Source organism: Phycisphaerae bacterium (genome assembly GCA_018003015.1).
In the GTDB taxonomy this organism is placed as follows: domain Bacteria; phylum Planctomycetota; class Phycisphaerae; order UBA1845; family PWPN01; genus JAGNEZ01.
In genome coordinates this window covers 109,816-133,368 of record JAGNEZ010000011.1, presented here as the reverse complement: position 1 = coordinate 133,368, position 23,553 = coordinate 109,816, and the positions used below count along the sequence as shown (strand labels likewise).

Sequence of the window (23,553 nt, the reverse complement as noted above, 5' to 3'; positions counted from 1 at the left end):
ATCGGGCAGGTACTCTCCGGGGCCTTCCATGGCGGTCCTCCTGTGAAAACACCCTGTTCTCACAGAAATCGTCGGCAATCCGGCCCGCGGAGCAAGAGGAAAACCCGGCGTTTATGCTACAGAGTCTAGATATCCGTGTTTATATTCTGGATGTACGCTGGTAGACCGGCGTCGTCGATTCCGGCGGGCTCCCCACGGGGGCGTTCCGCACCTACCGGCCGGGTTCAGAGGGGCCGGCCTTCGTCGGCCAGGTCCCGGTGAGCTGGCGATGGGGCCGATGCTCGCGAGGTGAGTCCGAGGGAGAAGGCGAATCGAACCACCAAGACACCGAGGACACGGAGAGGAGAAGCCGGAGACCTGACGGGGTTTCGAAGGTATATAATGGGCGGGCGGCGGACCGAAGGGAGGCTAAAGAATGGTCTATGACCCTTCCTGGGCTCCCGATCCGTCGGATATCGCCCGGGCGTGGGATGTCATCCAGACTCGCATAATCACTTGTTCTGCAATCGATCGGGGTCAAGAGATGAGAGAGTACCAAATCGTCGAAACCAACGCCGAGAACATCGGCGCGTGCGGATTCTGCGGCTACAGGGCCGGCAGCAACCTGGTGGGACCTCGCCGCAAGAGGGATTGGCTCAAGAAGCGCTACACGGAAGGCCTGAAATTCAAGGTGCTGCGCTCCAAGGAATTCGGTGACATTGGAATGATAGAGTACACCCTTGGCCATCATGCATGGAGACCAGTGGAGGCGGAAGGTTACTTCGTCATCCACTGCCTGATGGTCAACGGCAAACACAAAGGGAAAGGGCTTGGCGCTCTTCTCCTGGATAGTTGTCTCAGGGACGCCAAGAAGAGTAAGTGCCGAGGCGTCGCCGTAGTGACCAGTTCCGATAGTTTCATGGCACGAAGTGATTTCTTCATCCAAGCCGGTTTTGTCCCGGTGGATAGCTCCACTCCTTACGAGCTACTCGCCAAGAAGCTCAACAAAACCGCCCCGGATCCTCGTTTCATCGTCCAAAGGGAGCGAGCCCTGAGAAGGTACAAGAAAGGGCTCACGATCCTGGCTGCCGATCAGTGCCCTTACGTCCCAAAGTGCGCGGCGGAGATTGCGCAGGCGGCCCGAGCTCTTGGGCTGAAGCCGAGAGTGGTTCGAATCAGAAGCGCCAAGGCATCAAGGGAGCTTCCGACGCCCTATGGCGTGTTCAGCATCATCTACGATGGAAGGCTGATTGCGGAGCGTCCGGTCAGCGCAACGCGATTCAAGAACATCATGAGCAATCAAGGAAGCCGTCCTCTATATAGAGGGATTAAATAGGAGAAGGTGATTCGCGGTGGTGATGCGGTTCTGCGCGACGGCAACACGGCTTCCACCCTCAGACCTCGACCTTCCACCTGCCGCCCTGGGTCAGCCAACCCCGGATGAGCCTGGCGGCCAGGCAACCAACGAACGCCCAAACGCCCAGAACCAGCCACATCGCCGCCGGACTATGCCAATAGGAAACCTGGCCTTGGATCATGGCCTGCTGGAGTGGAAGGCTCACCCCGTTGACGACCACCCTCTCCGGCGACCAATACGCCAGCATATGCCCCGAAATCAGGCCCACCAGGGTCTTGGCCACAAACCACGGGATCAGCGACAGGCCATAGTAGGTGCCTTCCTGGCCTTTCGGGGCGATGGCGGCGGTGTACTTGTTCACCAGCAGCCGCCAGATGGCCGGTTCGCGAACCACGTCACGCAAGAGCTGCAACGGAGGCTTGCGCTCCACAACTTGAATCGCTGCCATGACTTACAGCGATTGGACAGAAGCGCAGGGTATCGCTAGCCTGTGTAGCCGTTGCCCTGTGGAACCTCGATCAGATGGCAGGAGCCGAGAATCATGACTCAATCGCTGCGGAATCCCGATCCATATGACCTGCCCGGCCAAGAAACCCCCGTGTTGCCTGAGCCGTTGGCGCATATTCTCCGCGATGCCGTCGATCAGGGCGCCACCGACATCCATCTGGACACATGGGGCAACCGCGCCGCCGTGCGATACCGGGTCGATGGCGTGGCGCGGGAACTGGAACAGCTCGACCTGGACCAGACGAGACGCCTGATGAACCAGGTCAAGGTCGCGGCGAGCCTCGACCTTCAGGCCACGCTCAGGCCGCTGGAAGGTCAGTTCCGCTGGAGGGATGGCCAGAGAGTGCGCGATATTCGGGTCACGGTCATTCCTGAAGCGCCGCGCAACGAGGCCGCTCACCTGCGTTTGCTCACCAAGCCAGAGGATTGGCGGCACATGGAGCAGCTGGGTATGCGTCCGGAACAACTCGCGACCGTACGCGGCGTGATGCAGTGGCCGCACGGCCTGGTGTTGGTCGCAGGGCCGACGGGCTCGGGCAAGACGACCACGCTCTATGCCTTGACTGAACTGGAGGACCTACGCCACCTCATCGCCGCTTCGATCGAGGATCCGATCGAGTTCGACCTGCCGTACGTGCGGCAGTTGGAGATCGATGCCAAGCGAGGTATCACGATGAAGGACGGGCTGCGGACCTTGCTGCGGATGGATGCCGACCTGTTGATGGTCGGCGAGATTCGCGACGCCGAATCGGCCATCGTCGCTGCACAAGCGGCCCTGGCCGGCCGGCTGGTGCTCGCCACGATTCATGCCCGCGACGCGGCTGCCGCGATTTCGGCCATGCGCCACCTGGGTGTTCCGCCGTATGTGCTGGCCTCCTCGTTGCGGATGGTGATCGCCCAGACCCTGGTCAGAAAGTTATGCGACCAATGCGCGCAGGCACGCGCGTCCAACCATGCGGAACGAAAGCTGTTTGAACAAGCCCAGCTGGCGGTGCCTGATACGGTCCGCTTGGCGAGAGGATGTTCACCTTGCGGCCAGACCGGCTTCAAGGGCCAGACGGGCGTATTCCAGGTGGCCGTGTTCGACGAGTCTCACAGTGCGTGGTTGGCCGATGGCCCACCCGAACACGAGGTGCGTGAGCGGCTCGTCCAGGAAGGCGCTCAGTCACTGTACAGCGGAGTCCTGCAGCGGGCGGCCGATGGGACGATCTCCCTGAGCGAGGCGGCACGCGTGGTAGGAGCGGCCGGAAATGCTCCCGGGACCACAATGAAGCAGGAAGTGTGATCAGGCAATGACGCGCGGCTACAACCTCATGTTGTGAAGGTGCGGATGATAGCGCACTCAACAATACTTGTCATTGGATCGGCCAGCGTACTGCTGGCCATGGTGGGCCGGATGACGACGGCCAAAGGAGAATGGTAATGACCGAGCGAAGCGGTGAGATCACGTTCCAGGGCAAGCCTCTGACGCTCATCGGATCGGTGCTCAAGGTGGGCAGCGAGGCCCCGCACTTCACGCTGACGGCCAATGACTTGTCGGACCTGCGGTGTGATCCGTACCACGGCAAGATCCTGGTACTCAGCGTGGTCCCCAGCCTGGACACACCGGTCTGCGCGACGCAAACACGGACGTTCAACCAGCGAGCCACGCATCTCGCCAAAGACGTGATTGTCCTCACGGTCAGCATGGATCTGCCGTTTGCACAGAGGCGGTTCTGCGGCGCCGAGGGGATCGATCGCGTCATGACGGCGAGCGACTACAAACACCGTGACTTCGGCCAGGCGTTCGGCGTGCTGATCAAGGAGTTGGGCCTGCTGGCGCGAGCCGTGTTCGTGCTCGACCGCAAGGGCAAGGTGGTCCACGCGGAGTATGTGCCCGAAATAACCCAGGAGCCGAACTACGATGCGGCTCTGGCCGCCGTCAAGGCGGCAATGTAGCGCTGGACGGCCAGCCCGTTCACCGTACCGGTCCAAGCCGGTCCTGTAAGTGCCCGCCGGCACGGTCGGACCAACCTTCCCACTCGGCTGTGCTCGCTCGGCGTGACAATTCGTCTTGCCAGCCGAGGCTCATTCGCTGCCCAACACAGCAAACACGACAGCCGCGACTGCGAGCATGACGCCAGTCAAAGCGGCAAGCAGAGATGAGATTCTTCGACGCACATTGAGCCCTCAGTCCCGCCGCCATCACGCTGAGTCGAAGCGTTCCGATCCGGAACGAATCATCGAAGATGTACTGGGCTTGGCCATGTTGAAGGGCGGCAATCCGGTCGTGTTCCTCGAAGCAGCGAAGCTCATGAACGAGCACAATGCCGGTGCCTTGGATTCTCTGCACGCAGCCTTCTGTCGGCACCAGGACCGGCCGATCAGCTCCGACAAGGTCTTCGACCGGCTGGGCTTGAAGCACGCGCTGATGGCGAGTGAGCCACGCTGATCGGCGTCGGGCCAGCTGGAACATGGGCCGTGTCGCAATTCAGAACGCCAAGCCGCACTCGGGACATCGGCGTTCAGGCAATTGCCACAGCAGGTAGCCACACTTCGCGCAGCGCGGCTCCTCGATCTCGATTCGAAACTTGAGCCCGCACGCCCGGCACTTTGACGCTCCGGCATCCACAGTCTGCGCCTCCGAGCAACGTGGGCAGCGGATCTCCACCCTTGCAGTGACCGACTCCAGCTGCTCAACACCGGTGACCTGTCTGAGCTTGACCAGGATCAGCAGGACCAGCGTCCCAGCGAAATCCAACACGCCAAGGGTACCAAGCACACGGATGACGAACTCATCCGAGGAATCCGCCACGATCATGAACGAAACCGTCGCGGCGACGGCCCAAAGGCAGAGGATCGTGGCGCCAAGGAGCCAATGGTGAGCGGTTGACACCGGCAGCCGCCCCAGCAGGCTTGTGTGAGCCAGCGAAAAAGCCACGACCGCGGCGATCGCCGTGGCCTCATTGAGCACTTCGTAGCTCCGGTTCCAGTCCAACCAGATGCACGCCAGCACCATCCCCAGTCCACTAATGCAGGCCAGCACCGTCGCCTGCGGCAAAGGTTGCCAGCGGCGTTTCTCCCACAAAGCCGCTCCGGGCAGGGTCAGGATGTAGTAGCCGATTAACACCAGTGTCGTGAGCGTGCCGCGGACGGGCAGCGGCACCAAGCGGTTCGTCGACCCGGTGAGGACCGGCCACCAGATACATGCGAGCTGCACCAGAAAATTGACGGCGAACAACACCAGTCCGGTGCTGTGGAGCACCAGCCCGCGGCGTTTCTCGACGGAGATGGCGAGCACCATGGCGATCAGGCTGTGCACCGCGAGGGCGGCCAGCGAACCCAGGATCCGAAACGCTGTTTCGTCGAACTTGCCGAACAGGAATACGCCGGTGGCGATCGCGGCGCTTGCGGCCAGCGAAACGATGAGGGCGACAAGGAACTTGCGCTTCAGCCGCAGCCGAACGGCCAAGGCCTGAGTGGATTGCGCTTCTACTGATGAATCGCTCATTGCCGGGGGTCCTTGTTTTCGGTTCCGGAACCGGAGCCTTTCATTCAACAGCCACCATACGCACGACGCAAACGGTTCGCAACCACGGGTTGGTCTCGCTGGGAGGCGAGGACTCAACGGTTCGAGTAGCGAGTCGCTCAGGTTTGGGCGACCCGCCACAAGAGCTGGCCGCACCGGAGGTACCCTCAGACCTCGACCTTCCACCTGGCGCCCTGGGTCAGCCAACCCCGGATGAGCCTGGCGGCCAGGCAACCAACAAACGCCCAAACGCCCAGAACCAGCCACATCGCCGCCGGACTATGCCAATAGGAAACCTGGCCTTGGATCATGGCCTGCTGGAGTGGAAGGCTCACCCCGTTGACGACCACCCTCTCCGGCGACCAATACGCCAGCATATGCCCCGAAATCAGGCCCACCAGAGTCTTGGCCACAAACCACGGGATCAGCGACAGGCCATAGTAGGTGCCTTCCTGGCCTTTCGGGGCGATGGCGGCGGTGTACTCGTTCAACTTAGGCGACCAGATCACTTCGCCGACGGTCACAATCACCATGCACAGCACGGCCATCAGGTAGTGGGCGGTGGCGATGCTCGATCCGTACATCTGCCAGGGGAGCGCCATCGGAAACAGGGCCAGGGCCGAGATCATCGCGCCATAGACCAGCATGGAAAAGACGTTGAACTTGTTGGTGATCGGAATGAACAGAATCAGGCCGATCACGATCCCGGTGGGATTAATGGTATTCAGCACGCCAATGGCGGCGTCCGGGCCGATGGTACGCAGCCAGTACTTCGGCATGAGCAGGTACAGATAGGCATAGACCGCACGCACCCCCAGGATCAAGGCGATGAGCACCAGCAGCCGCCAGATGGCCGGTTCGCGAACCACGTCACGCAAGAGCTGCAACGGAGGCTTGCGCTCCACTCTACCCTCGCTCGCTTGAGTCTCCGGCGGTTCGTCCGGGCTGACCAGCTGCTCCTCGCGGCGCACCGTCAAGAAGCCCACCAGCAGGCACAGGGCAGCGGTGATCACCCCCAGGGTGAAGATGTGGAAATTCGGCAATCCCAGTTTGAGGCGAACCACGTCAACCATGAACCCGCCCGCGGCGGCACCGACGTTCATGAACAGATACCACAAGTTGAAGCCGGCACTGCGCGAACGCCTGGTGGTGAACCGCTGGCAGGAAGCCTGGAAGATGGTTTGGATGGCGGCCATGAACGGAGCCATCAACAGGAACAGCACGCTGGCCCAGATCCCCCGGTACGGCAGGTGGGGCACGAACGCGATCCCCACCATGGCAAGACGCAGCACCAACATCGCCGCCAGCGAGATGTGCAGGGATTTCCTGATGCCGAGCCAATCGGTGTAGAGGCCCGACACCAGCAGCATGAGCGTGGTCGCGGAGGTGAATATGGCCACGGAATAGCCGGCATGCTTGTCGTTAAGGCCCAAGTCCTCCGACAAGAAGACCGTCGCGATCGTCAACATGGCGAAATAGAACGTACAATCCAGGAAATTGACGATCTGAATGCCCCAGTATTCCCTCCGCGTCTCCCTGAGCACCCCAAAGTCCCGGAAATAAGACACGATCATTTGCCCGGCGGTCTTGGCGGCGGTTGGCTGCATATATGCCTGCTCCTGGCTCGTCTGCGCGGCACAATCCGGCACCGCGTCGTGCCGGAGATTCGCCGAATCAGGCGAAGGAGTCAATGGGTGCGGAGCTTGGGCGTGCAATTGCCACTCGCGATTCCCGATCTGCGCCCAGCCGCGTGCGCTGCGGGCACCCCCCTCTCGGCTTGGCAGACCTCTATGTAGAACACACCTCATGACCTCCCGACTCTCTGCCCGCTCTAGAGCCCAAATCGTAACCCCTCATATCGGGGCCGGATCGAGTCTGCGCAATCTGCGGATGAACTCGCTCGTCTTCTCGCAAAGAGGAATGGACCAACTTGCGGAACTGGCCACCCGGCCATCGGTTCACATGCCGTCCGAGTGCTGATGCGGTTCCACGCCCTGATCACAGCCTCCCTGGCCGATGACCAAACCGAGGCCCGGGCCAAGCGAGCCCGAGCTGGCCAAACCGCCGCCTAAACCCGGGGAGCCGTAGAGGCTGAACGAAGCTCGGTCTTCTCACGCTGACGCCCGCACAGCGGGAGACCATCAGTTCCATGGCCGCCCACGGTCACCGCGTTGCCCGTATTGCCCGTATCACCGGCCCACCCGCCCACCATCTACCGGGTTTTGGAGAACACCACCCCAGTTGCATCGGTTGGATGAACGGAAACGGAGCCAGGCCGACCCCGCGCATCCTCGACCGTGCATGATCCAAGGACTTGTCTTGGCCACACACAAGCTGTAGGATGATGCCATCAGGGACCTGTCCATATTCCCGATTCGGCCGCCACGATCGCACTGATGTGCAACCAAGATGAACGAGGAGACTTCCATATGAAGGTGCATCTACTTGCTTCCTTGGTCTTCTTTTTAGGATTAGGGTTGGACGTGCTCGCCCAGAGTGAGAAGGCGAGTATTGAGTCGAAGCACGAGGTCGCGGTCAAGCCGATGTTCCTGGCCAACAGGCCGTGGCTCTACCCGAAATGCGGCAATCCAGCACGGGAGCTTGTGGTCTTCGATCTGGAGAAGCACGAGATGGAAGGCAAGGACCGCACGCTGTTCGCGAGCCTGCAGGGTCTGGTCAACAAGTCCAGGCCTCCGGAGCTGTATCTCATCCATGGAAGAAACTGGAGAGCTTGGCTCGAGTACCTCAAGGAGAAATCGTGGATCCAGGGATATACGGTAGTCTCCACCGCCCATGAACTGCTTGACAAATATGGTTTCAAGAACGCAGTCCTCGTCGATGACAAGCTCTATGGGTCGATCAACATCGCCACCATGATCGCGGGCATGGAGGATGTCCTTCTGGCGGCGGACCTGTCCCTGGTAAACAAATATGGGCTGAATGTCAAGATCGACCTCAGGGGGCGTTGGCCGAACATCGTCGATGCGTATCAGGAGGTGACTGAAAAGTACTATGACCGTTTTGACAAGACGGTGCTCGCCTTCGTCGGACCCAATGTCAATCTCTGTCCGTTGCGCGATTACCTGATCGCCAAGAACATATTTACCATGTGGATTACCGGCCAGGTGGACGGTTCTTTTCCCGGTGCGGACACCTTCGGAGAGCGGCAATTCTTCAAGTCCCTACTCGCCACGAAGTTCCCTGTCAACATTCCTGTTCTGGGATATCCCTGGTGCGGGAACGGGTATGGCTGCGGGGAAGGACCTGGGGTCACTTTCCTTTCAAGCTGCGGCAAGTTCCTCGTTCCGACGGATCATACGGGCAACCTGACGATCCTCACTTCCTACACCAACCGCAAAACCTATAAGCAGCCGACGCCGAAATCGATGGCATTGGATCAGAACGGGGTCTATGTCTCGCTCCTGATGTCGGACGGGGATAATCTGAACACCTGGCAGGGATTCTTCAATGACATGCGAAGGTCGCTGCCGAAGGAGAGGAAGTATGGAGTCAGCTGGACGATGGGTCCGTCGATCTATGACCTGCTGCCGCCCATGGCTGACGAGGTCATTGACGGGATCCATCCAAATGACTCGATCGGGTGCGCCGTTTCAGGAATCGGGTACCTCTATCTCAAGCACTATGCCAGCCTGTTCGGGACGTATCGTGAGGATGTTCTCGCCGATTTCGTAAACATCACCGAAACGTATATCAAACGCATGGATGAGAAATGGGCGTGGGTCATGGGATATGGGAGCGTGGGCAGTCCTTTCCTGAAGTACTATGCCAGGATCAATGGGATGAAGGCGATCATGGGAGGATACGGGTCGGCGGATTACCACATGGGACAGCATGACGGAACTGCTGACCGGACCAAGGCCAATGAGCTAGTGGAAGGGGTCCCAGTGTTCCACACCATGGTCAACACCAGTCCCGTGGACAAGATGATCAAAGAGGTTGATTCATGGGCGGGCAAGCTGCCCAGGCCGCTTTTCATGAACGTCTTTCTTTTCAACTGGGATTTCAATGCGGATAGACTGAACCAGCTGGGAGATGGGCTGGTTCAGAGGGGCTACAATGTCATCACCCCTGAAGTAATCGGAGACCTGTATAAGGAGTCATTGAGGGTTAAGGGACGGTGAGGGAAGAGTGCGACGTTCAAGGCGTTTCTCCAGGCACCGTGGGCCCTGTCGCCCGCGTTCGTCGATTCCGGCTTGCCTGCCTTGCCTTCCGTGTCCGCCAGATCACCGCATGGCCCGGCGGCGAGTCGTGGAGTCTGGCCGGATAGCCTCTGCGTCGAGCAACGGCTTGGAGGTAAGGTGCCCCGTTTCGACACCATGAGTCCAGGTGACGTCGTGAGGCTGAAATCTTCCGCGGCTGGAAACCACCACCCCGACCGTAACCGCAATTCCCTCGGAGGAGGTTCGAGTCTCTGGGGGAGACCGCCGCGCTTTCGAGGTACCCCCTAGCGCTTCGCGACTCGGAGGTACTTGGATGTCCTCAGGTCAAGAGCGTACTCGCGCCAGATCCTCTCTTTGTCCGCCCTGGTGAGCGAGGGATCGACACATCCCCGGGCATCACAGTGGGAATTAGAGCACCCGCCTATCGCCAAGATGGTCGCCAGCAGAACGATCAGCAGTCCTGTCTTCATCGGAGTATGTCCTCTGTGTTCTCCTTCGTGATGGCCCTCGCCTCATCCACGAAGATGTCGTTGAACTCCCCGGTGGCGACCCTGTCGCCGCGTCGGCTTCGGGCGGCCACAGCCCGGCGTTCGCTGGACCCGCCTTGGACGCCCTTGCGTACGTACTTATCGGTCCCCAGGAGAGCCTGCTCCAGCAGGACATGCCAGACGTGTACCGATCCGCTCACCAAGACACAGAGAACCCCGCCTTCTCGGGATCGAGGGACTCCTCGACGACCCGGGTGACCTCGACGAAAGCCGGTCTAAACCCATGGAAGTGTTTGTCAAATCAGGACTTACCTAGGCGTCCTCCGGACTCGCCTCGGCGGATTCGAGGCTTGAGCTCCCGGGCCGCAGGACCCTAATTCACTGGGGATAAGGACCTTAACCCTGATCGGACGGGAAAGAGGCCTCCCCTCGCGGCGACGGATCAGTGCCCGAACGACCCCGACCATTGGCCATAGCACCCGGCGTACCACGGGGTCCGGGACCGCAGGCCGTGCCTGACGCCACCGAGAAGGACCTGAGGCCGTATCCCGTCACCCCGGCCTCTGCGGCGATGCGGCCCTCCCCCAGCAAGCCCGAGAGATCGCGGAATGCGCCCCGCCCGCTCGGCCAGCACCCCGGCACGCCGCCGCCGCACGCTCACGCCCAGCCCGTACGGCGCCGCCAGCACGCAGGTGCCGAGCTCAGTGGTCGCACTCCGGATCAGGCGCGACGCCAGGCCCCGCGAGGCAGCGCTGGAGCACACCGAAGTCGTCCTGGTCCACATCGCCGTCTCTATCCGTGTCCTTGCTCAGGCACGCGCTGATCGCGGGCATGTGCGGGCCGGAGACGCATGCGACGAGGACGCGCACGTCGTCGATATCGATGTCGCAATCACCATCGAAATCCAGGGCGTGCCGGCTTTGACCAGGATTGAACACCACCGGGCAGTTATCGCAGGTGTCAATGACGCTGTCGCCGTCGCTGTCCGCCTCGCACTCGTCGGGCACGCCGTTGGCGTTGCAGTCAAACTCCTGCGTCCCGCTCCAGAGCCCGTACTTGCACCGCAGGGCCTTCTCCTCCGCGATGCGGTCGGGATCGCTGAGCGCCCCGGCGTAGATCTTCACCTCGGCGATATCGCCGGTCAGGTGGTAGAGCAGGGTCTGTTGAGCACCCAGAACCAGTTGCAGCGGCGCCGTCAGAGATTGCGTGCCACCGGTGGCGGCACCTTGAGCCAGACCATCCACATAGAGCTCCAGCATTCCCGTGCTCCGCGTTCGCTTGAAGACTACCAGGTGCGGCTGTCCGTCGTTGAAGCCGGAATTGCTGGAGGCGATGGTCGTATCCGGATTACCGGTGCCGGCAAGCAGCTTGCCGCTGGCGTTGAGACTGATGCCGAAGTCGTTGACGACATTGGCTACTTCACCGTTCACCAGGCCGGCCCCCTGGTAGAAGTGCGTGCCCGTTCCGCGGCCTTGGCTGCTCTGATAAACGAAGAGGATGGTGAAATCATCCTGTACCGGGCGAGGAAACGCCAAGTAAGTGCTGTTGGCGGCATTGAAACGGACCACGGGCAGTCCGTGAATGGCTCCGGTCACATAGGTCGGCTTTCGGCTCGAGGTCTCTTGCTTCGCGTCATAGCCGTGGTCGGTGGCGTCCGGCCAAGTGGACACCGCGGCCCCGTTGGCCAATCCGCTGAGGTCCTCGGCCTTGAACCAGGCGGCGAGTTCGGGGGGCGGCCGCACCGGGGTGGTCACGCTGACTTCGGCGGAATGGCCGCTCTCGCCGGATGCGTTGACCGCCGAGACCACGTAGTAGTAGGTTGTGCCGGCACCGACAGTAGAGTCTGTCGCCGCGTTGACCGGCGAGCTTGCCACCGTGTTGGCATAGGGGCCGCCACTCACCGCCGACCGCTTGACGCGGTATTCGGTCGCGTTGGCCGACGAATCCCATCCCAGGCATACGCCCAAAGCTCCAACCACCGCGCGCAGACCGGTGGGCGTGGTCGCCGGAGGCCGCGGATCGATCGGCTCGGTTGTGCAGATCGTGAGGCCCACGTCGATGTACTGGCCGCCGATCGTCTGATGGCAGTGGACGGCCAGTACGTTGAGGGCGTTGGGCAGGATGGCCGCCCGCCCAGCCTCGGACACGGGCAGCAAGCCGTAGCTGGTCGTGTATCCCGTGGCGCTGCCGGCCAGCACTCCGTTCACGTAGATCTCCACATCTTCATCGTGATAGACACTGAAAAACAGATTGCCGATCTGTTCCGACGTGAGGCTGCCGGGGTTAAAGGTGCGCCGCAGCCAGATATCCGAGGTGTTCCACGCGGTGCGGATGAGTCCCGTCGTGTTGGGCGGGTTATTCCCTCCAAAGCCACCGGGGCCCTGAGTCCATGCGCTGTCACTGTAGGCTGCCTCCATCCAGTCTGAGGACGGCTCCGTCGTACGGTAGCGCCAGAGCTCAGCCTGGGCCTGGGAAGTGGGCACCACCGTGGTCAACGTGGTTGTTGCCGTGACCGAGGCGATCGCCGCCCGAATGCGGTCGACGTCCGGTTTGCGGACTTCGCGGTCATACGTGAGGAAGCCGTTGTGCTCGATCTCCACGTCGGTGATCTCGGTGTAAACGGCCGCACTTAACCCCCGATTCTGCACGTAGCTCGAGAGCTCGTAGCAGAAATTCTCGAACTTCGCAGCCAGATCCGAGCCATCAGTGGCCGAGATGTAACCCCAACCGGCGGCCCAGATGTGGCCGGCGATACTCAGCCCTACGCCGCCGAACTCGCCGCAGACGACCGCTTGGCTGGAACTGGTCGGGCAACTCGGGTTGGGATAGCTGTGTGTGTCAAGAATGTCTCCCACCCCGTAGTGGCTTCCGCCGCTGGCCTGGTTGACCAGACGCGAGGGATCGAGCGCCTTGACCATCTGCACCAACGATGCCGTGTCGTGCTGGCCCTGGGACTCGTTGAATATGACCCAGGAGATGATCGATGGGTGGTTCCAGTGGCTCTCGACCATTCGGGTCAACTCGGCTTCGAACTGCGGTTCGTCCAGCGGCTGGGGATTGCTGGTATACGAATTGGCGCTGGGCATGTCCTGCCACACCAGAATACCCAACCGGTCCGCCCAGTAGTACCAGCGGGCGGGCTCGACCTTGATGTGCTTGCGGACCATGTTGTAGCCGAGCGTCTTCTGCTCGACAATGTCGCTCTTGAGGGCATCGTCGGTCGGCGCAGTATAGATCCCGTCGGGCCAGAAGCCCTGGTCGAGCGGGCCGAACTGAAAGACGAACTCGTTGTTCAACAGCATCTTCACGAAGCCGTCCTTGGTACCCAGGCTGATCTTGCGCATCCCGAAGTAGCTCGTCACCGTGTCGACGACGGTCGCCCCGTGCGTGAGGGTGAGGTCTAGGTCGTAGAGGAACGGATGGGTGGGAGACCAGAGGATCGGATCCGGAAGCGGGAGCCGCAGCTCGACGCCGGGGGCCCCGGAGACGGTACCGACCACTTCGGTCCCAATGCGAGCCACGGCCGTGACCGTGATGCCGCTGGCCGGTCCGCGGATGCTCACCGTCGTGCCAAGCTGCCGGGCGTCGATGTCGGGAACGAGCTTCAGGCTCGAGATGCTCGTCTCGGGCACCGGCTCGAGCCACACCGTCTCCCAGATGCCGCTGCAGGAAGTGTACATGATTCCGCCGGGATAGAGCGTCTGCTTGCCGCGCGGCTGGCCGGCGTCGTCGGTGGGGTCGTAGACCCGCACGATCAGCTCCTGCGGGCCGCTGCCGCTGAGGAAGGAGGTGATGTCGTAGGTGGCCGCATCGTAGCCGCCCTTGTGAAGCCCCACGCTCTGACCGTTGATGAAGACTTCCGATTCCCAGTCCACGGCCTCGAGGTGCAGCAAGATGCGCCTGCCGCTCCAGTCCGCCGGAACGGTGAACGTTCGACGATACCAGGACCGGGGATGATGCTGCATGACCCCGGACAGGGCCGACTCCATCGGGAACGGCACCAGGATTTCGCCGGCCAGTACCTGGTTCGTGGGAACCGCCTCACCGATTGCGCCGGCCTGGAACTGCCAGAGACCATTTAGATTCATCCACTCGTCGCGCACCATCTGGGGGCGTGGATACTCCGGCAGCGGGTTGCCGGGGTCAACCAGTTCGGCCCAGGGCGTCATGATCGGGGCCTCTTGAAGCTCCCACGCCGCGGCCAGGCTGGGCATCCAGGCCGAGGCGATCAGGCACAGCATCAGTCGCCCACCACCGTGGGCGCGGGACCGCTCACCGGAGATCAAAACCCGGCTCGAGGTCGGCGGGCAGTATAGGGATGCCGAACGACCGAGTGCGAGCGCAAGGGGGTCGCTGGCCCCGGGGTGCAGGGTTGGAGGACAGGGTACGGCGGCCATACTCATCACGATTCTCCAAGGGGTCCATTCCCATCATCCGGGGCGCGTACACCCCGCGACGCGACTCTGCGGCGACCCGGGGCGGTCCTCCGGGCCATCCAGGCCCAGTATACCACGTTCGGCCGAAAGCCGTTCACGCGGGACGCGAGCACCCGCCGGAAGCCCGGAAACGCCGTCACCCTCCAAGGAGGCCGGGAAGGTCCCTATAAAGGCCCAAACCGGCCCGCACCCCAACAACGCAAGCGCGGTCCTTGGCGGCGCGCTCGAGTGTACACCGCCGGATCGCCTCCGCCGCCAAGCGTCCAACACCGTCCGCACGCAGGGCAGAAGGAGGCCGCCCCCGTCACCCGAAGCATCCGTCGGCGTAACGATTCCTCGGCCGCACATCCTCAGTTCTTGGAGACCAGGGATCGGGCATACACCCCAATGTGGTTGGCGACGGGTCGGAGGAAAGCCGGACCCGGGTGGTTGAGCAGCTCCGGCCGGCCGTCAGACCCTTCGATCACCAGGTTGCTGCTGTATCCGCCGTCAAGGTTCACCGCCTCCCAGGCGCCAAGTTTGCGCAGCCACTCGGCGGTTTCCACCTTGGTTGCACCCTCGCTGTACCCGGGCTGCCGCCCGTCAATCACCATGAGGAGGAGGTACCGGCCATCGCGACTGACGCCCGCCGCTGAACGCGGGTGCCGGTTCACGGTGATGCTATTCCGCAGACTCGCGTCAACCGCAATCCGCCCGTCCTTGAGCAGCAGGGTGTCGCCGGCGGCCGCGTTGTACACCTTCGCGAGATCGAACGGCGGCGCCGAGACTCGGGCCCGGTTGTCCTCGCTGATCAGGAGCGCAGCGAACTCGTTGGCGGGCGAGTAGACATCACCGTTGGACACCGACAGGCCAACAATGTCCAACGGCGCGCCCACCTTGAACTGGCCGGCGAAGAAGGACGCGTTGATGGCTAACTGGCACTTGAACTCAGAGAGGAACTTCAGCGACTGGCGACCGTTGACCTCGCCTGGAAGCTCCCCGTTGGACGGCGTGACCAAGAACCGAATTCCTGCGGCTGTCAGGTCGATGCGGGCAGCGTGAATCCGCTGAGGACGGGGAGTGACAGCCGAAGCCTGGCAGAGCTCGATCCCGGTGAAGATCGGCTTCCACGGCGCGATCCGGACATCCTGCACGATCTCCAAGACCGCAGGTTCGGAGGCGGCGGGAGCCGAAGCCGTGCCCTCCGGGCTCTCCTTCGCGCAACCCGGCGCCGGCACGAGAAGAGCAATCATCAGCCGGACGATCAGGCGAATCGGAAAGGCGGTCCGACCGAGACGGCGTAGCGGCCGCAGTCCCATCACCGCGTCACGACGCGGGCTCCCTCCACGAGGACCGGCCTCGACCCCCTCCACGTCGGTCGGCAGGCGAGGCGGGAGTCGGTCGCGGACTGCCCTCGATCCATAATCCTGCGTGGTCACGGTCTCCTCCCTGGGCACAAGGGGAGTGTATCGCTGGTGATGTGATCCGCCAAGCCGGGACCAGCCGCTTCGCCGAGTCCGCACACCGGGAGACGCCGGATCCCCCGACCGGTGTTCCTCATGTCGGCCATCGACGCACCCAACCAACCGGCTCCGCAAGCCGTCCGATAAAACAACGTAACGCGCACCCCGGTCGCGGCCGGCGAAAGCAGCTTAAGACCCTGGTCACTCCGGCCGACATCACAGAACCGGCCGCCCCACCGGTTCGTGCCACGACCGATAAGGGACAGGGCGGCGCCGACGAGTCACTCGTACTCGACGGGGACGACGCCACAGGCGGGAATCCGATTAGTCTCTGAACCAGTCAATTGAGGTACGATCATGGCCTCCACAACCGCAACCCAGACTCGAACGGTCGCCCCCGAGAACCAGCCCCTCTGTAACAAGGGTGGCAAGTACCTGACCTTCAAGCTGGCCAACGAGGAGTACGGCGTCGAGATTCTCAAGGTCCGTGAGATCATCGGGGTGATGGACATCACCACTGTGCCGAAGATGCCACGGGACATGAAGGGCGTGATCAACCTGCGCGGAAAGGTCATCCCGATCATCGATCTTCGACTCAAGTTCGGGCTCGATGAGCTGGCTCACACCGATCAGACCTGCATCATCGTGGTCAACGTGGGCAAGGAGATCGGCATCATCGTGGACACGGTATCCGAAGTGCTTGACATCCCGGGCGCGAACATCGAACCGCCACCCTCCGTTGGGGCGGCAGTCAACACCTCCTTCATCCTCGGTATGGGCAAGGTCGCAGAGGCGGTCAAGATCCTGCTCAACATCGATCAGGTGCTGACCAGCGACGAGATCATCGAGGCCTGTGTCGCGGCGAGTGATCCCGAGCCTGCCGGGGCGAGCTGAGCGGGCAAGACAGCAGGACAGGCCGAAGCGAACCTGCCCCCATCGGGCGAAACAAGAGGCATGGCCGTTCGCGTTCTGCCGCGAGTGGTCATGCCCTTCGCTGTTGACGCACGGCTCCCGTCAGCGGCCCTCCAAGGCAGATCGCCCCGCTGTGCCGACCAGAATGCGGGAGAGTCTCTACTGCAGTTGCTCGGTGTGCCGGGTCAACATCTCAACCACGTCACCGACGGTGAAAGGCTTGGGCAGGAAATGCTCGACACCCAACGCCGCGAACTCGGCCCCGCGTTCGACGGCGCTGGTGCCGATAAGCGTGCAGGGCCGAATGCCACGCTGCGTCTGGAGCCACTGGGCGGTACCCTCGCCGGCAACGTCATAGTCCAGAATGGTCACCGAGATCCCGTCGTCCGCCAGATACAGCTGCAGGGCCTCCTGAGCGGTGCCTGCTGCGTGACAGGTGCAACCCAGGTGCTCGAACGCGGTCACGAACATCCGCCGAACCAGCGGCTCGCGATCGACAATCAACGCCCGGCCACCGAACGGCCAGTGCGTATGAGCGGGAATGCTCAAGCCCAGAAGCATGCCCACACTGGGATAGTGCTGGCAGTGCTGCTGCTCCATGTCCAGAAGCACCATCAGGCGTCGCCCGCCCGGGCCGCGGGCCCGCGCCCTGGCCAGCCAGGTCAAGGGCCGCCGACCACGTACCGCCACTCGCACCCAGCGGTCCTCGACCGCCGCCAGATCGTGCAGCGACGTCGTCGCCAGCACCCGTTCCAGCGACTCGGCCCCGGAACCGGCCAGCGTCTCGGCAAACATGCCCCGGGCCTTGCTGTTGGCGTACCGGATGGCGTGGTCGGAACCGACCTCAACCACCGCAACGCTGCATGAAGAGGCCTTGGGAGGCTCATCCTGAAGCGCCTTGGTCACCGCCCCGAGAATGCGATCCTGGTCAAACGGCTTCTCGACGAAATCGGAAACCTGCTGCCTGTCCGCCTGCTCCCGCAAGTCGCGCGAACTGAAGCCGGTGATCAGAACCCCCCGAATATCCGGCCGGACCATCCGCAGCACTTCAGCCACATGCAGACCGTGGATCTGGCCCCTGAGCATCCAGTCGGCCACCAGCACCTCCGGACGCTGATACACGCCGATCTCGATCGCTTCACTCCCGCTGCCCGCCGCAGCAACCTCGTAACCCTCCAAGGAGAAGAGACTGGCGAGTTCCTCCCGGTAACCGCGCTCGTCGTCAACCACGAGTATTCCGGCCATGGCCCTCCTCCTCTCGACCCGACAGAGGTAGCGGACAGACCCATCGATAACGCGGCCACACCGCGTGCACGCCGTCACCCGACACGGCGAAAATCCTGCGGCCGGGAAGGAACGCTCCAGCCCGCCCACCCCAGCAATCGGCCGGAGAATACACAACTTGACATCCCCATTCTATGCAAAGGGAAACCCCCGAACAAGAGGCTCAACCCGCGACCAGCGGTATCTGAATTGGGCGACACACGCCATGGACGTCATCTTGTCCTACACCGTTCTGTGGGACATCGACCTCCCCGCAGGGCGACTGCGCGATCACGGCCTGAAGACGCGCGGTTGGACGATCGTGTCCGCCCAAAACCAGCACCTCGATGTATTCGGAGTGGTACCCAAACCCGACCTCTGGCGGATAACCGCTCTTGACGTGGTAGGTTTCGATATGACGTAGGAACAAGAGCATCAGTTCAACGACCGTCACAGGTGAATTGGGAGGCGCTTCGAACCGGGGGCCGAGCGCGTTGGCTCGTCATTCCCGAACAAGCCTCTCATACTCATGCCAGCTCTTGTCGGTCCCGTACCGGCCTAGCTAGTGCGTCCGCCCGTTGAGGATCACGTGGGCTTGCCCCGTCGCCTTATGTAGCCCGTATCGAGGGGGAGACAGGTGCCGTCTGGGCATTGTGCGGCCTTCAGGCTCGGCAGTACTACCAAGTCTCTTGGAGTCCTGAACCGCACTGCCCACGCAGGCAGGTACGCTAAGTCAAGCGTTCGTCGTGTGTTAGATCACTGGGCGATACAGGACTCGAACCTGTGACCTCACGGGTGTGATCCGTGCGCTCTAACCAACTGAGCTAATCGCCCGATCCCGTCGAACGCGTGCATATTACCTCTCCAACTCGCCCCTGGCAAGTCCTCAGACCGTCGGCCGGTCGAGAGCAGCCCCACCCCACCATGGCCACCGCCCCACCCCAGCCCGGGCGACAACTCGCCAACCACACCCGGGCAGCGACAGCCGGGACCGGCTCGAGCCAAAACCAACTCCTTGTCTCCAGCCTGGGCTCCGATATACTATGGCATGACGCCGCAAGGACTAACGTCGCCTCGAACGCTCAGCGAAAGGAATCCAGGATGAGCAGAACGCGTCTCCTTATGGCCGGGCTGGTCGCCTTCCTCGTCGGCATGCCCTTGACAGAGAAAGTCGTCGCCTACGACTATGGCAGCACCGTCGACATTATCGGCGCGTCGGCCACCCTGGCCCTGTCTCTGGTCAACGCAAGCGCCGGCGGGAGCTGACCTCGCCCCGGCCCCACAGGCCGTACCCCCGCTCTCACGAGCCTCATCTCTCGGTAGGGGTATCGGTGTGCGCTCCCCTCCCGCCATCACACCGGTGACCCCCACCAATCTGCCGGCCAGACTCGTTCACTTGCCAAACTTGGCAATCAGTCGTTCAGCCACCGGGTGGGGCACCAGCCGGCTCAGACGGTCAATGTCGACCATGCCCAGCTCCACGATCTGCTTGATGTAGGTACTGCTGGTCATGGCAAACTGGTCGCGGGCCAACAGGAAGATGGTCTCAATACCCCCAATGGCCAGATTGATGTTGGCCTGTTGAAGCTCGTAGTGCAGATCCACGTTGTCGCGAATGCCGCGAATGATCACGTCGGACTTCACACTCCGTACAAACTCGGCGGTCAGACCTTGATAGGACTGGATTCGCACCCGCTCAAGGTCCTTGGTCAGCTCGCGGAGCATCTCCATGCGCTCGTCGGGCGTGAACAGGGCCTGCTTCTCCGGATTGTGCCCCACCGCGACGATCAGGTCGTCCACAAGGTTCAGACCTCGCTTGATGACGTCCAGGTGCCCGTTGGTGAGCGGATCAAACGTACCCGGAAAAACGCCTCTCTTACTCTTGTGTGCTGACATGATGAGCTCGCCAGAGGGATCATGGCCCGGCCGCCGGCCTGGGCACGGATAGGGCGGATTGTAGCCCGCCCCGACCATGGCCACAACCGCTTGTCAGCTAAGCCCCAAAATGCTAAAAGACCTGAATGACGGCACACCCCGGGCAGGCTTGCCCGGGGTTTTTTGAGAGCAGAACCCATGTCCCCCACAAACCGGCCACGCATCGAGCTGTACGACACCACCCTCCGCGACGGTACCCAGGCCCAGAGCGTCAATCTCAGCCTCCAAGATAAGCTCCTCATTGCAGCTAAGCTCGACGAAATCGGCATCGACTACATCGAGGGCGGCTACCCGCTGAGCAACGCCAAGGACGAGGCCTTCTTCAAGGAAATCCGGGCGGCCAAGCTCAAACACGCCAAGATCGTCGCCTTCGGCATGACTCGGCGAAAAGACTCCAAATCACCGCAGGATGAGGGCATGAAGGCCCTCCTGTCGGCCGAGACCCCCGTGGTCACCATCGTCGGCAAAACCTGGGATCTGCACGTGCGCGAGGTCCTCCAGGTCAGCGACAAGGAAAACCTGGCCATGATCGCCGACTCCATCCGCTACTGCGCCAAGATGGGGCGGAAGATTATCTACGACGCGGAACACTTCTTCGACGGCTACGCGGCCAACCCGGAGTACGCCCTCCAGACCCTCCTGGCCGCCCAGGATGCCGGCGCTGCCTGCATCTGCCTGTGTGACACCAACGGCGGTTCGCTCCCCGAGGGAATCGGCGGGGCCATCGACGCCATCAAACCCTATCTCTCAATTCAGATCGCCATCCATACCCACAACGACGGCGGCTTGGCAGTGGCCAACACCCTGGCGGCCATCCAGCATGGCGCAACCCAGGCCCAGGGTACGATCAACGGGATCGGCGAGCGATGCGGCAACGTCGACCTCACCACCGTGGCCGCCAACCTCGCCATCAAGCTCAACAAGGACGTCCTCGCCCCAGGGGGACTCCAGCGCCTCACCGAGGTGAGCCGCTACGTCTACGAGATCGCCAACCTGATCCCCGAGGACCGGCAACCCTACGTCGGCCACGCCGCCTTCGCCCACAAGGGCGGCATGCACGTCCATGCCATCCGCAGAGTAACCCAAAGCTATGAGCACACCGATCCCGAGCGGGTCGGCAACTCGCGCCGCGTCCTCATCAGCGAACTCAGCGGTTCCAGCGGCGTGGCCGAGAAGATCGGCCGCAAGCTGAACGTCGCTCAAGACAAGCCTTTGCAGCGCAAACTGCTCAAGCGATTGCAGGAATGCGAAGACCAAGGGTACGTCTACGAATCAGCCGAGGCGAGCTTCGAGCTGCTCTGCCGGCGCGAGTTGGGACTCTATCACCCATTCTGGGAACTGAACTACTGGCGAAGCGTAGCCCAGGATTCCGGCCAAGGCCCAACACCCAAAACCGAGGCCATCGTCCGGCTGGCCGTGGGGCAACACGACGAGCACCGCGTGGCCGATGGCAACGGCCCCGTCGACGCCATGGCTCATGCCCTGATCCGGGCACTCAAGCCACATTTCCCGAACGTCGAACACGTCCGGCTCATCGACTACAAGGTCCGGGTCATCAACCCCCGAGCGGCTACCGCGGCTAGGGTCCGCGTCACCATCGAGTTCATGGACGACCAGAGCCACGAAATCTTCGGCACCGTCGGCGTGAGCGAAAACGTCATCGCCGCCTCCTGGATCGCCCTCGCGGACGGCATCGAGTACAAGCTCATCTCCGACGAGGAGCGGCAGAAACCCAGAAAAAAGACCGCCAAGGCCTAGCCGGCCGAATAGACCCAACACCCGCATCCTCCACCCCCCCCGGATTGCCGTCCCCATCGGGCCAGGGTAGAATCCACCCTACGCTCCGTGACTCGCTGGAGCACATGTGGGAATTGGGATGGCAACACCGGGATAGCATCGGCTCTCGTTCTCGGAACAAGGCGTTGGGGTTCCGTGAATTCGGCTTGGACCATGTGACCGCCGGTATGTCGCGCCCCCAGCAATCGACCCGGCTGAGGCGTCGGTCGATCCAAAGTGTTCGTAAGTGGGGACCCGTAACCGGCTGACACCCATGTTGACGTTCATCATTGTCGTGATCGGTCTCGCCCTCTTCTTCAATTTCCTGAACGGCTTCCATGACGCGGCCAACTCCGTCGCCACCATCGTCTCCACCCGCGTGCTGTCTCCTCTCCAGGCCGTCGTCTGGGCCGCGTTCTTCAACTTCTTCGCCGTGTTCGTGTTCGGTACCCCCGTCGCTCACACCGTGGGAAAAGGCTTGGTCGACGTCAACACCATCGACCAATACGTCGTCTGCGCGGGCTTGATTGGCGCAATATTCTGGAACCTCCTGACCTGGTGGCTGGCCCTGCCAACCAGCTCATCCCACGCCCTGATCAGCGGGTATGCAGGAGCCGCTATCGCCAAGGCCGGTTTCGATACGCTCATCCTCAGCGGCTGGTGGCCGGTGCTCCTCTTCCTCATCCTGTCTCCGGTGATCGGCTTCATCCTCGGCATGTTCAACATGGTGGTCACCGCCCACCTGGTCAGACATGCCAAGCCGCGAAAAGTCGATCATCTCTTCCGTCGTCTGCAGCTCGTCTCCGCAGGATTGTACAGCCTCGGGCACGGAGCCAACGACGCTCAGAAAACCATGGGCATCATCGTCGCCCTCTTGGTCACCGCCGGTCAGGAAGCGTGGGCCACGGGCAAGTACCAACTCTTCGGGATTCACCACGAAATCGCCTGGTGGATCGTCTTCTCGTGCAATATCACCATCGCCCTGGGCACGCTTTTCGGCGGCTGGAGGATCATCAAAACCATGGGCGACAAAATCACCCGCCTGCAGCCCATCGGAGGATTCTGCGCGGAGACGTCCGGAGCCAGCACCCTGATCGGCACCGCCCTCTGGGGCATCCCGGTGTCCACAACCCACGCCATCACCGGCGCCATCCTCGGGGTCGGCAGCGCCCGGAACATCCGCTCGGTACGCTGGATCTGGGGACAGCGAATCGTGACCGCCTGGATCCTCACACTCCCTTGCTCAGCAGCTGTCGGCGCCTTGGCCTACTGGTTGGTTTGCCTCATCGTCAAACCCCTGCTCTGAGTCCCGGCGCCTGCAGACCAGAATGTGGGGCAGACGGTTCTGCAGTACTCCGCAGGTCCACCCGCCGGCTATCGCCCCACCACTCGGCGCCGCCCCCCGTCCCGTCCAACCATCACCCACCGGAACACCCAACACGATATCGATAGGGGAAACGCCCAGCCCCGCCCTCCCAGCTCTTTGACAACCGAAAAGACACCCCCCGCCTGCGACGCCCCACCCCAACTTTGGCTTCGTTTGGCGCCGGACATTTCACCCATGCACACCCCGAAACCGCCCCGGCGAGGTCACCAAGGCGGTTCACCCAGCCCGGCAATGGCTTCGTTTCGCCGCCGCAACCGCTGCCCAGCCAGGTCGGACAAGCGGCTCCGGCCCACTCGCCACGGGAAACATATCGCCCTGGCCGTGAGACACACCCGACGGCCGGCATAGACAACGTCCCCCGCAGCCGGACCGCTCGTGACAC

At 62.4% G+C, this 23,553-nt stretch carries 19 protein-coding genes and 1 tRNA gene; 10 read left to right on the top strand and 10 right to left on the bottom strand.

The features are described 5' to 3' along the window. Positions 1-415 precede the first annotated feature (415 nt). Complete coding sequence (locus tag KA354_07445; GenBank protein MBP7934469.1) at positions 416-1,315, top strand: GNAT family N-acetyltransferase; 900 nt, start codon at positions 416-418, stop codon at positions 1,313-1,315. Between the two features lie 58 nt (positions 1,316-1,373). On the opposite strand, the gene KA354_07440 is transcribed toward KA354_07445, so the two are convergent. Further along, positions 1,374-1,784, bottom strand: a complete 411-nt coding sequence (locus tag KA354_07440) for a hypothetical protein (GenBank protein MBP7934468.1) — start codon at positions 1,782-1,784, stop codon at positions 1,374-1,376. A gap of 93 nt (positions 1,785-1,877) precedes the next feature. Here KA354_07440 and tadA point away from each other — a divergent pair, with 93 nt between their 5' ends. From tadA to KA354_07425, 3 genes are all read left to right on the top strand, one after another. After that, positions 1,878-3,128, top strand: a complete 1,251-nt coding sequence (tadA, locus tag KA354_07435) for a Flp pilus assembly complex ATPase component TadA (protein ID MBP7934467.1) — start codon at positions 1,878-1,880, stop codon at positions 3,126-3,128. A gap of 137 nt (positions 3,129-3,265) precedes the next feature. After that, positions 3,266-3,781: a thiol peroxidase gene (gene tpx / locus KA354_07430; GenBank protein ID MBP7934466.1), complete on the top strand. Its 516-nt coding sequence runs from the start codon at positions 3,266-3,268 to the stop codon at positions 3,779-3,781. Between the two features lie 301 nt (positions 3,782-4,082). Further along, positions 4,083-4,274, top strand: coding sequence for a hypothetical protein (locus KA354_07425; protein MBP7934465.1), 192 nt, complete (start codon positions 4,083-4,085; stop codon positions 4,272-4,274). A gap of 39 nt (positions 4,275-4,313) precedes the next feature. On the opposite strand, the gene KA354_07420 is transcribed toward KA354_07425, so the two are convergent. Together KA354_07420 and KA354_07415 are read right to left on the bottom strand one after the other, a co-directional pair. After that, entirely contained in the window at positions 4,314-5,333 is a 1,020-nt protein-coding gene (locus tag KA354_07420) for a zinc ribbon domain-containing protein (protein ID MBP7934464.1), read from the bottom strand. Between the two features lie 185 nt (positions 5,334-5,518). Further along, positions 5,519-6,958, bottom strand: a complete 1,440-nt coding sequence (locus KA354_07415) for an MFS transporter (GenBank protein MBP7934463.1) — start codon at positions 6,956-6,958, stop codon at positions 5,519-5,521. An 822-nt stretch (positions 6,959-7,780) separates the two neighbouring features. Between KA354_07415 and KA354_07410 the strand changes: the two genes are divergently transcribed. Continuing rightward, the gene (locus KA354_07410) at positions 7,781-9,493 is read left to right on the top strand and encodes a hypothetical protein (protein ID MBP7934462.1); all 1,713 of its coding nucleotides are present in this window, start codon (positions 7,781-7,783) and stop codon (positions 9,491-9,493) included. A gap of 323 nt (positions 9,494-9,816) precedes the next feature. Here the strand turns inward: KA354_07410 and KA354_07405 are convergent, their stop codons facing one another. From KA354_07405 to KA354_07390, 4 genes are all read right to left on the bottom strand, one after another. Further along, positions 9,817-10,002, bottom strand: coding sequence for a hypothetical protein (locus tag KA354_07405; protein MBP7934461.1), 186 nt, complete (start codon positions 10,000-10,002; stop codon positions 9,817-9,819). Next, a complete protein-coding gene (locus KA354_07400; protein ID MBP7934460.1) occupies positions 9,999-10,220 on the bottom strand; it encodes a hypothetical protein in 222 nt (73 codons plus the stop codon). The genes KA354_07405 and KA354_07400 overlap by 4 nt, the downstream gene beginning before the upstream one ends. 501 nt (positions 10,221-10,721) lie before the next feature. Then, positions 10,722-14,261: a hypothetical protein gene (locus KA354_07395; protein ID MBP7934459.1), complete on the bottom strand. Its 3,540-nt coding sequence runs from the start codon at positions 14,259-14,261 to the stop codon at positions 10,722-10,724. A 545-nt stretch (positions 14,262-14,806) separates the two neighbouring features. After that, the gene (locus tag KA354_07390) at positions 14,807-15,874 is read right to left on the bottom strand and encodes a phosphodiester glycosidase family protein (GenBank protein MBP7934458.1); all 1,068 of its coding nucleotides are present in this window, start codon (positions 15,872-15,874) and stop codon (positions 14,807-14,809) included. A gap of 381 nt (positions 15,875-16,255) precedes the next feature. Here KA354_07390 and KA354_07385 point away from each other — a divergent pair, with 381 nt between their 5' ends. Further along, positions 16,256-16,792 (top strand): purine-binding chemotaxis protein CheW, encoded by a 537-nt coding sequence (locus KA354_07385; protein ID MBP7934457.1) that lies wholly within the window; start codon positions 16,256-16,258, stop codon positions 16,790-16,792. A 177-nt stretch (positions 16,793-16,969) separates the two neighbouring features. Here KA354_07385 and KA354_07380 read toward each other — a convergent pair whose 3' ends face one another. After that, positions 16,970-18,055, bottom strand: coding sequence for a response regulator (locus KA354_07380; protein ID MBP7934456.1), 1,086 nt, complete (start codon positions 18,053-18,055; stop codon positions 16,970-16,972). Between the two features lie 244 nt (positions 18,056-18,299). On the opposite strand from KA354_07380, the gene KA354_07375 reads away from it, so the two are divergent. Beyond that, positions 18,300-18,497: a hypothetical protein gene (locus tag KA354_07375; protein ID MBP7934455.1), complete on the top strand. Its 198-nt coding sequence runs from the start codon at positions 18,300-18,302 to the stop codon at positions 18,495-18,497. Between the two features lie 336 nt (positions 18,498-18,833). Here the strand turns inward: KA354_07375 and KA354_07370 are convergent. Continuing rightward, positions 18,834-18,907, bottom strand: a tRNA-Val gene (locus KA354_07370). A gap of 267 nt (positions 18,908-19,174) precedes the next feature. Here KA354_07370 and KA354_07365 point away from each other — a divergent pair. Beyond that, positions 19,175-19,339 carry a hypothetical protein gene (locus tag KA354_07365; protein MBP7934454.1) on the top strand — a complete coding sequence of 55 codons (165 nt, stop codon included), beginning with the start codon at positions 19,175-19,177 and terminating at the stop codon, positions 19,337-19,339. A 126-nt stretch (positions 19,340-19,465) separates the two neighbouring features. Here KA354_07365 and coaD read toward each other — a convergent pair whose 3' ends face one another. Beyond that, positions 19,466-19,969: a pantetheine-phosphate adenylyltransferase gene (coaD, locus tag KA354_07360; GenBank protein MBP7934453.1), complete on the bottom strand. Its 504-nt coding sequence runs from the start codon at positions 19,967-19,969 to the stop codon at positions 19,466-19,468. A gap of 177 nt (positions 19,970-20,146) precedes the next feature. On the opposite strand from coaD, the gene cimA reads away from it, so the two are divergent. Both cimA and KA354_07350 read left to right on the top strand, forming a co-directional pair. Next, complete coding sequence (cimA, locus tag KA354_07355; GenBank protein ID MBP7934452.1) at positions 20,147-21,766, top strand: citramalate synthase; 1,620 nt, start codon at positions 20,147-20,149, stop codon at positions 21,764-21,766. A 292-nt stretch (positions 21,767-22,058) separates the two neighbouring features. Continuing rightward, complete coding sequence (locus KA354_07350) at positions 22,059-23,090, top strand: inorganic phosphate transporter (GenBank protein ID MBP7934451.1); 1,032 nt, start codon at positions 22,059-22,061, stop codon at positions 23,088-23,090. Positions 23,091-23,553: the final 463 nt, after the last annotated feature.

Excerpts from the sequence above, each read along its gene's own strand:
- KA354_07445 (MBP7934469.1), top strand. The coding sequence starts at position 416 with ATGGTCTATGACCCTTCCTGGGCTCCCGATCCGTCGGATATCGCCCGG.
- KA354_07440 (MBP7934468.1), bottom strand. The coding sequence starts at position 1,784 with ATGGCAGCGATTCAAGTTGTGGAGCGCAAGCCTCCGTTGCAGCTCTTG.
- tadA (MBP7934467.1), top strand. The coding sequence starts at position 1,878 with ATGACTCAATCGCTGCGGAATCCCGATCCATATGACCTGCCCGGCCAA.
- tpx (MBP7934466.1), top strand. The coding sequence starts at position 3,266 with ATGACCGAGCGAAGCGGTGAGATCACGTTCCAGGGCAAGCCTCTGACG.
- KA354_07420 (MBP7934464.1), bottom strand. The coding sequence starts at position 5,333 with ATGAGCGATTCATCAGTAGAAGCGCAATCCACTCAGGCCTTGGCCGTT.
- KA354_07415 (MBP7934463.1), bottom strand. The coding sequence starts at position 6,958 with ATGCAGCCAACCGCCGCCAAGACCGCCGGGCAAATGATCGTGTCTTAT.
- KA354_07410 (MBP7934462.1), top strand. The coding sequence starts at position 7,781 with ATGAAGGTGCATCTACTTGCTTCCTTGGTCTTCTTTTTAGGATTAGGG.
- KA354_07405 (MBP7934461.1), bottom strand. The coding sequence starts at position 10,002 with ATGAAGACAGGACTGCTGATCGTTCTGCTGGCGACCATCTTGGCGATA.
- KA354_07395 (MBP7934459.1), bottom strand. The coding sequence starts at position 14,261 with ATGCTGTGCCTGATCGCCTCGGCCTGGATGCCCAGCCTGGCCGCGGCG.
- KA354_07385 (MBP7934457.1), top strand. The coding sequence starts at position 16,256 with ATGGCCTCCACAACCGCAACCCAGACTCGAACGGTCGCCCCCGAGAAC.
- KA354_07380 (MBP7934456.1), bottom strand. The coding sequence starts at position 18,055 with ATGGCCGGAATACTCGTGGTTGACGACGAGCGCGGTTACCGGGAGGAA.
- KA354_07375 (MBP7934455.1), top strand. The coding sequence starts at position 18,300 with ATGGACGTCATCTTGTCCTACACCGTTCTGTGGGACATCGACCTCCCC.
- KA354_07365 (MBP7934454.1), top strand. The coding sequence starts at position 19,175 with ATGAGCAGAACGCGTCTCCTTATGGCCGGGCTGGTCGCCTTCCTCGTC.
- coaD (MBP7934453.1), bottom strand. The coding sequence starts at position 19,969 with ATGTCAGCACACAAGAGTAAGAGAGGCGTTTTTCCGGGTACGTTTGAT.
- cimA (MBP7934452.1), top strand. The coding sequence starts at position 20,147 with ATGTCCCCCACAAACCGGCCACGCATCGAGCTGTACGACACCACCCTC.
- KA354_07350 (MBP7934451.1), top strand. The coding sequence starts at position 22,059 with ATGTTGACGTTCATCATTGTCGTGATCGGTCTCGCCCTCTTCTTCAAT.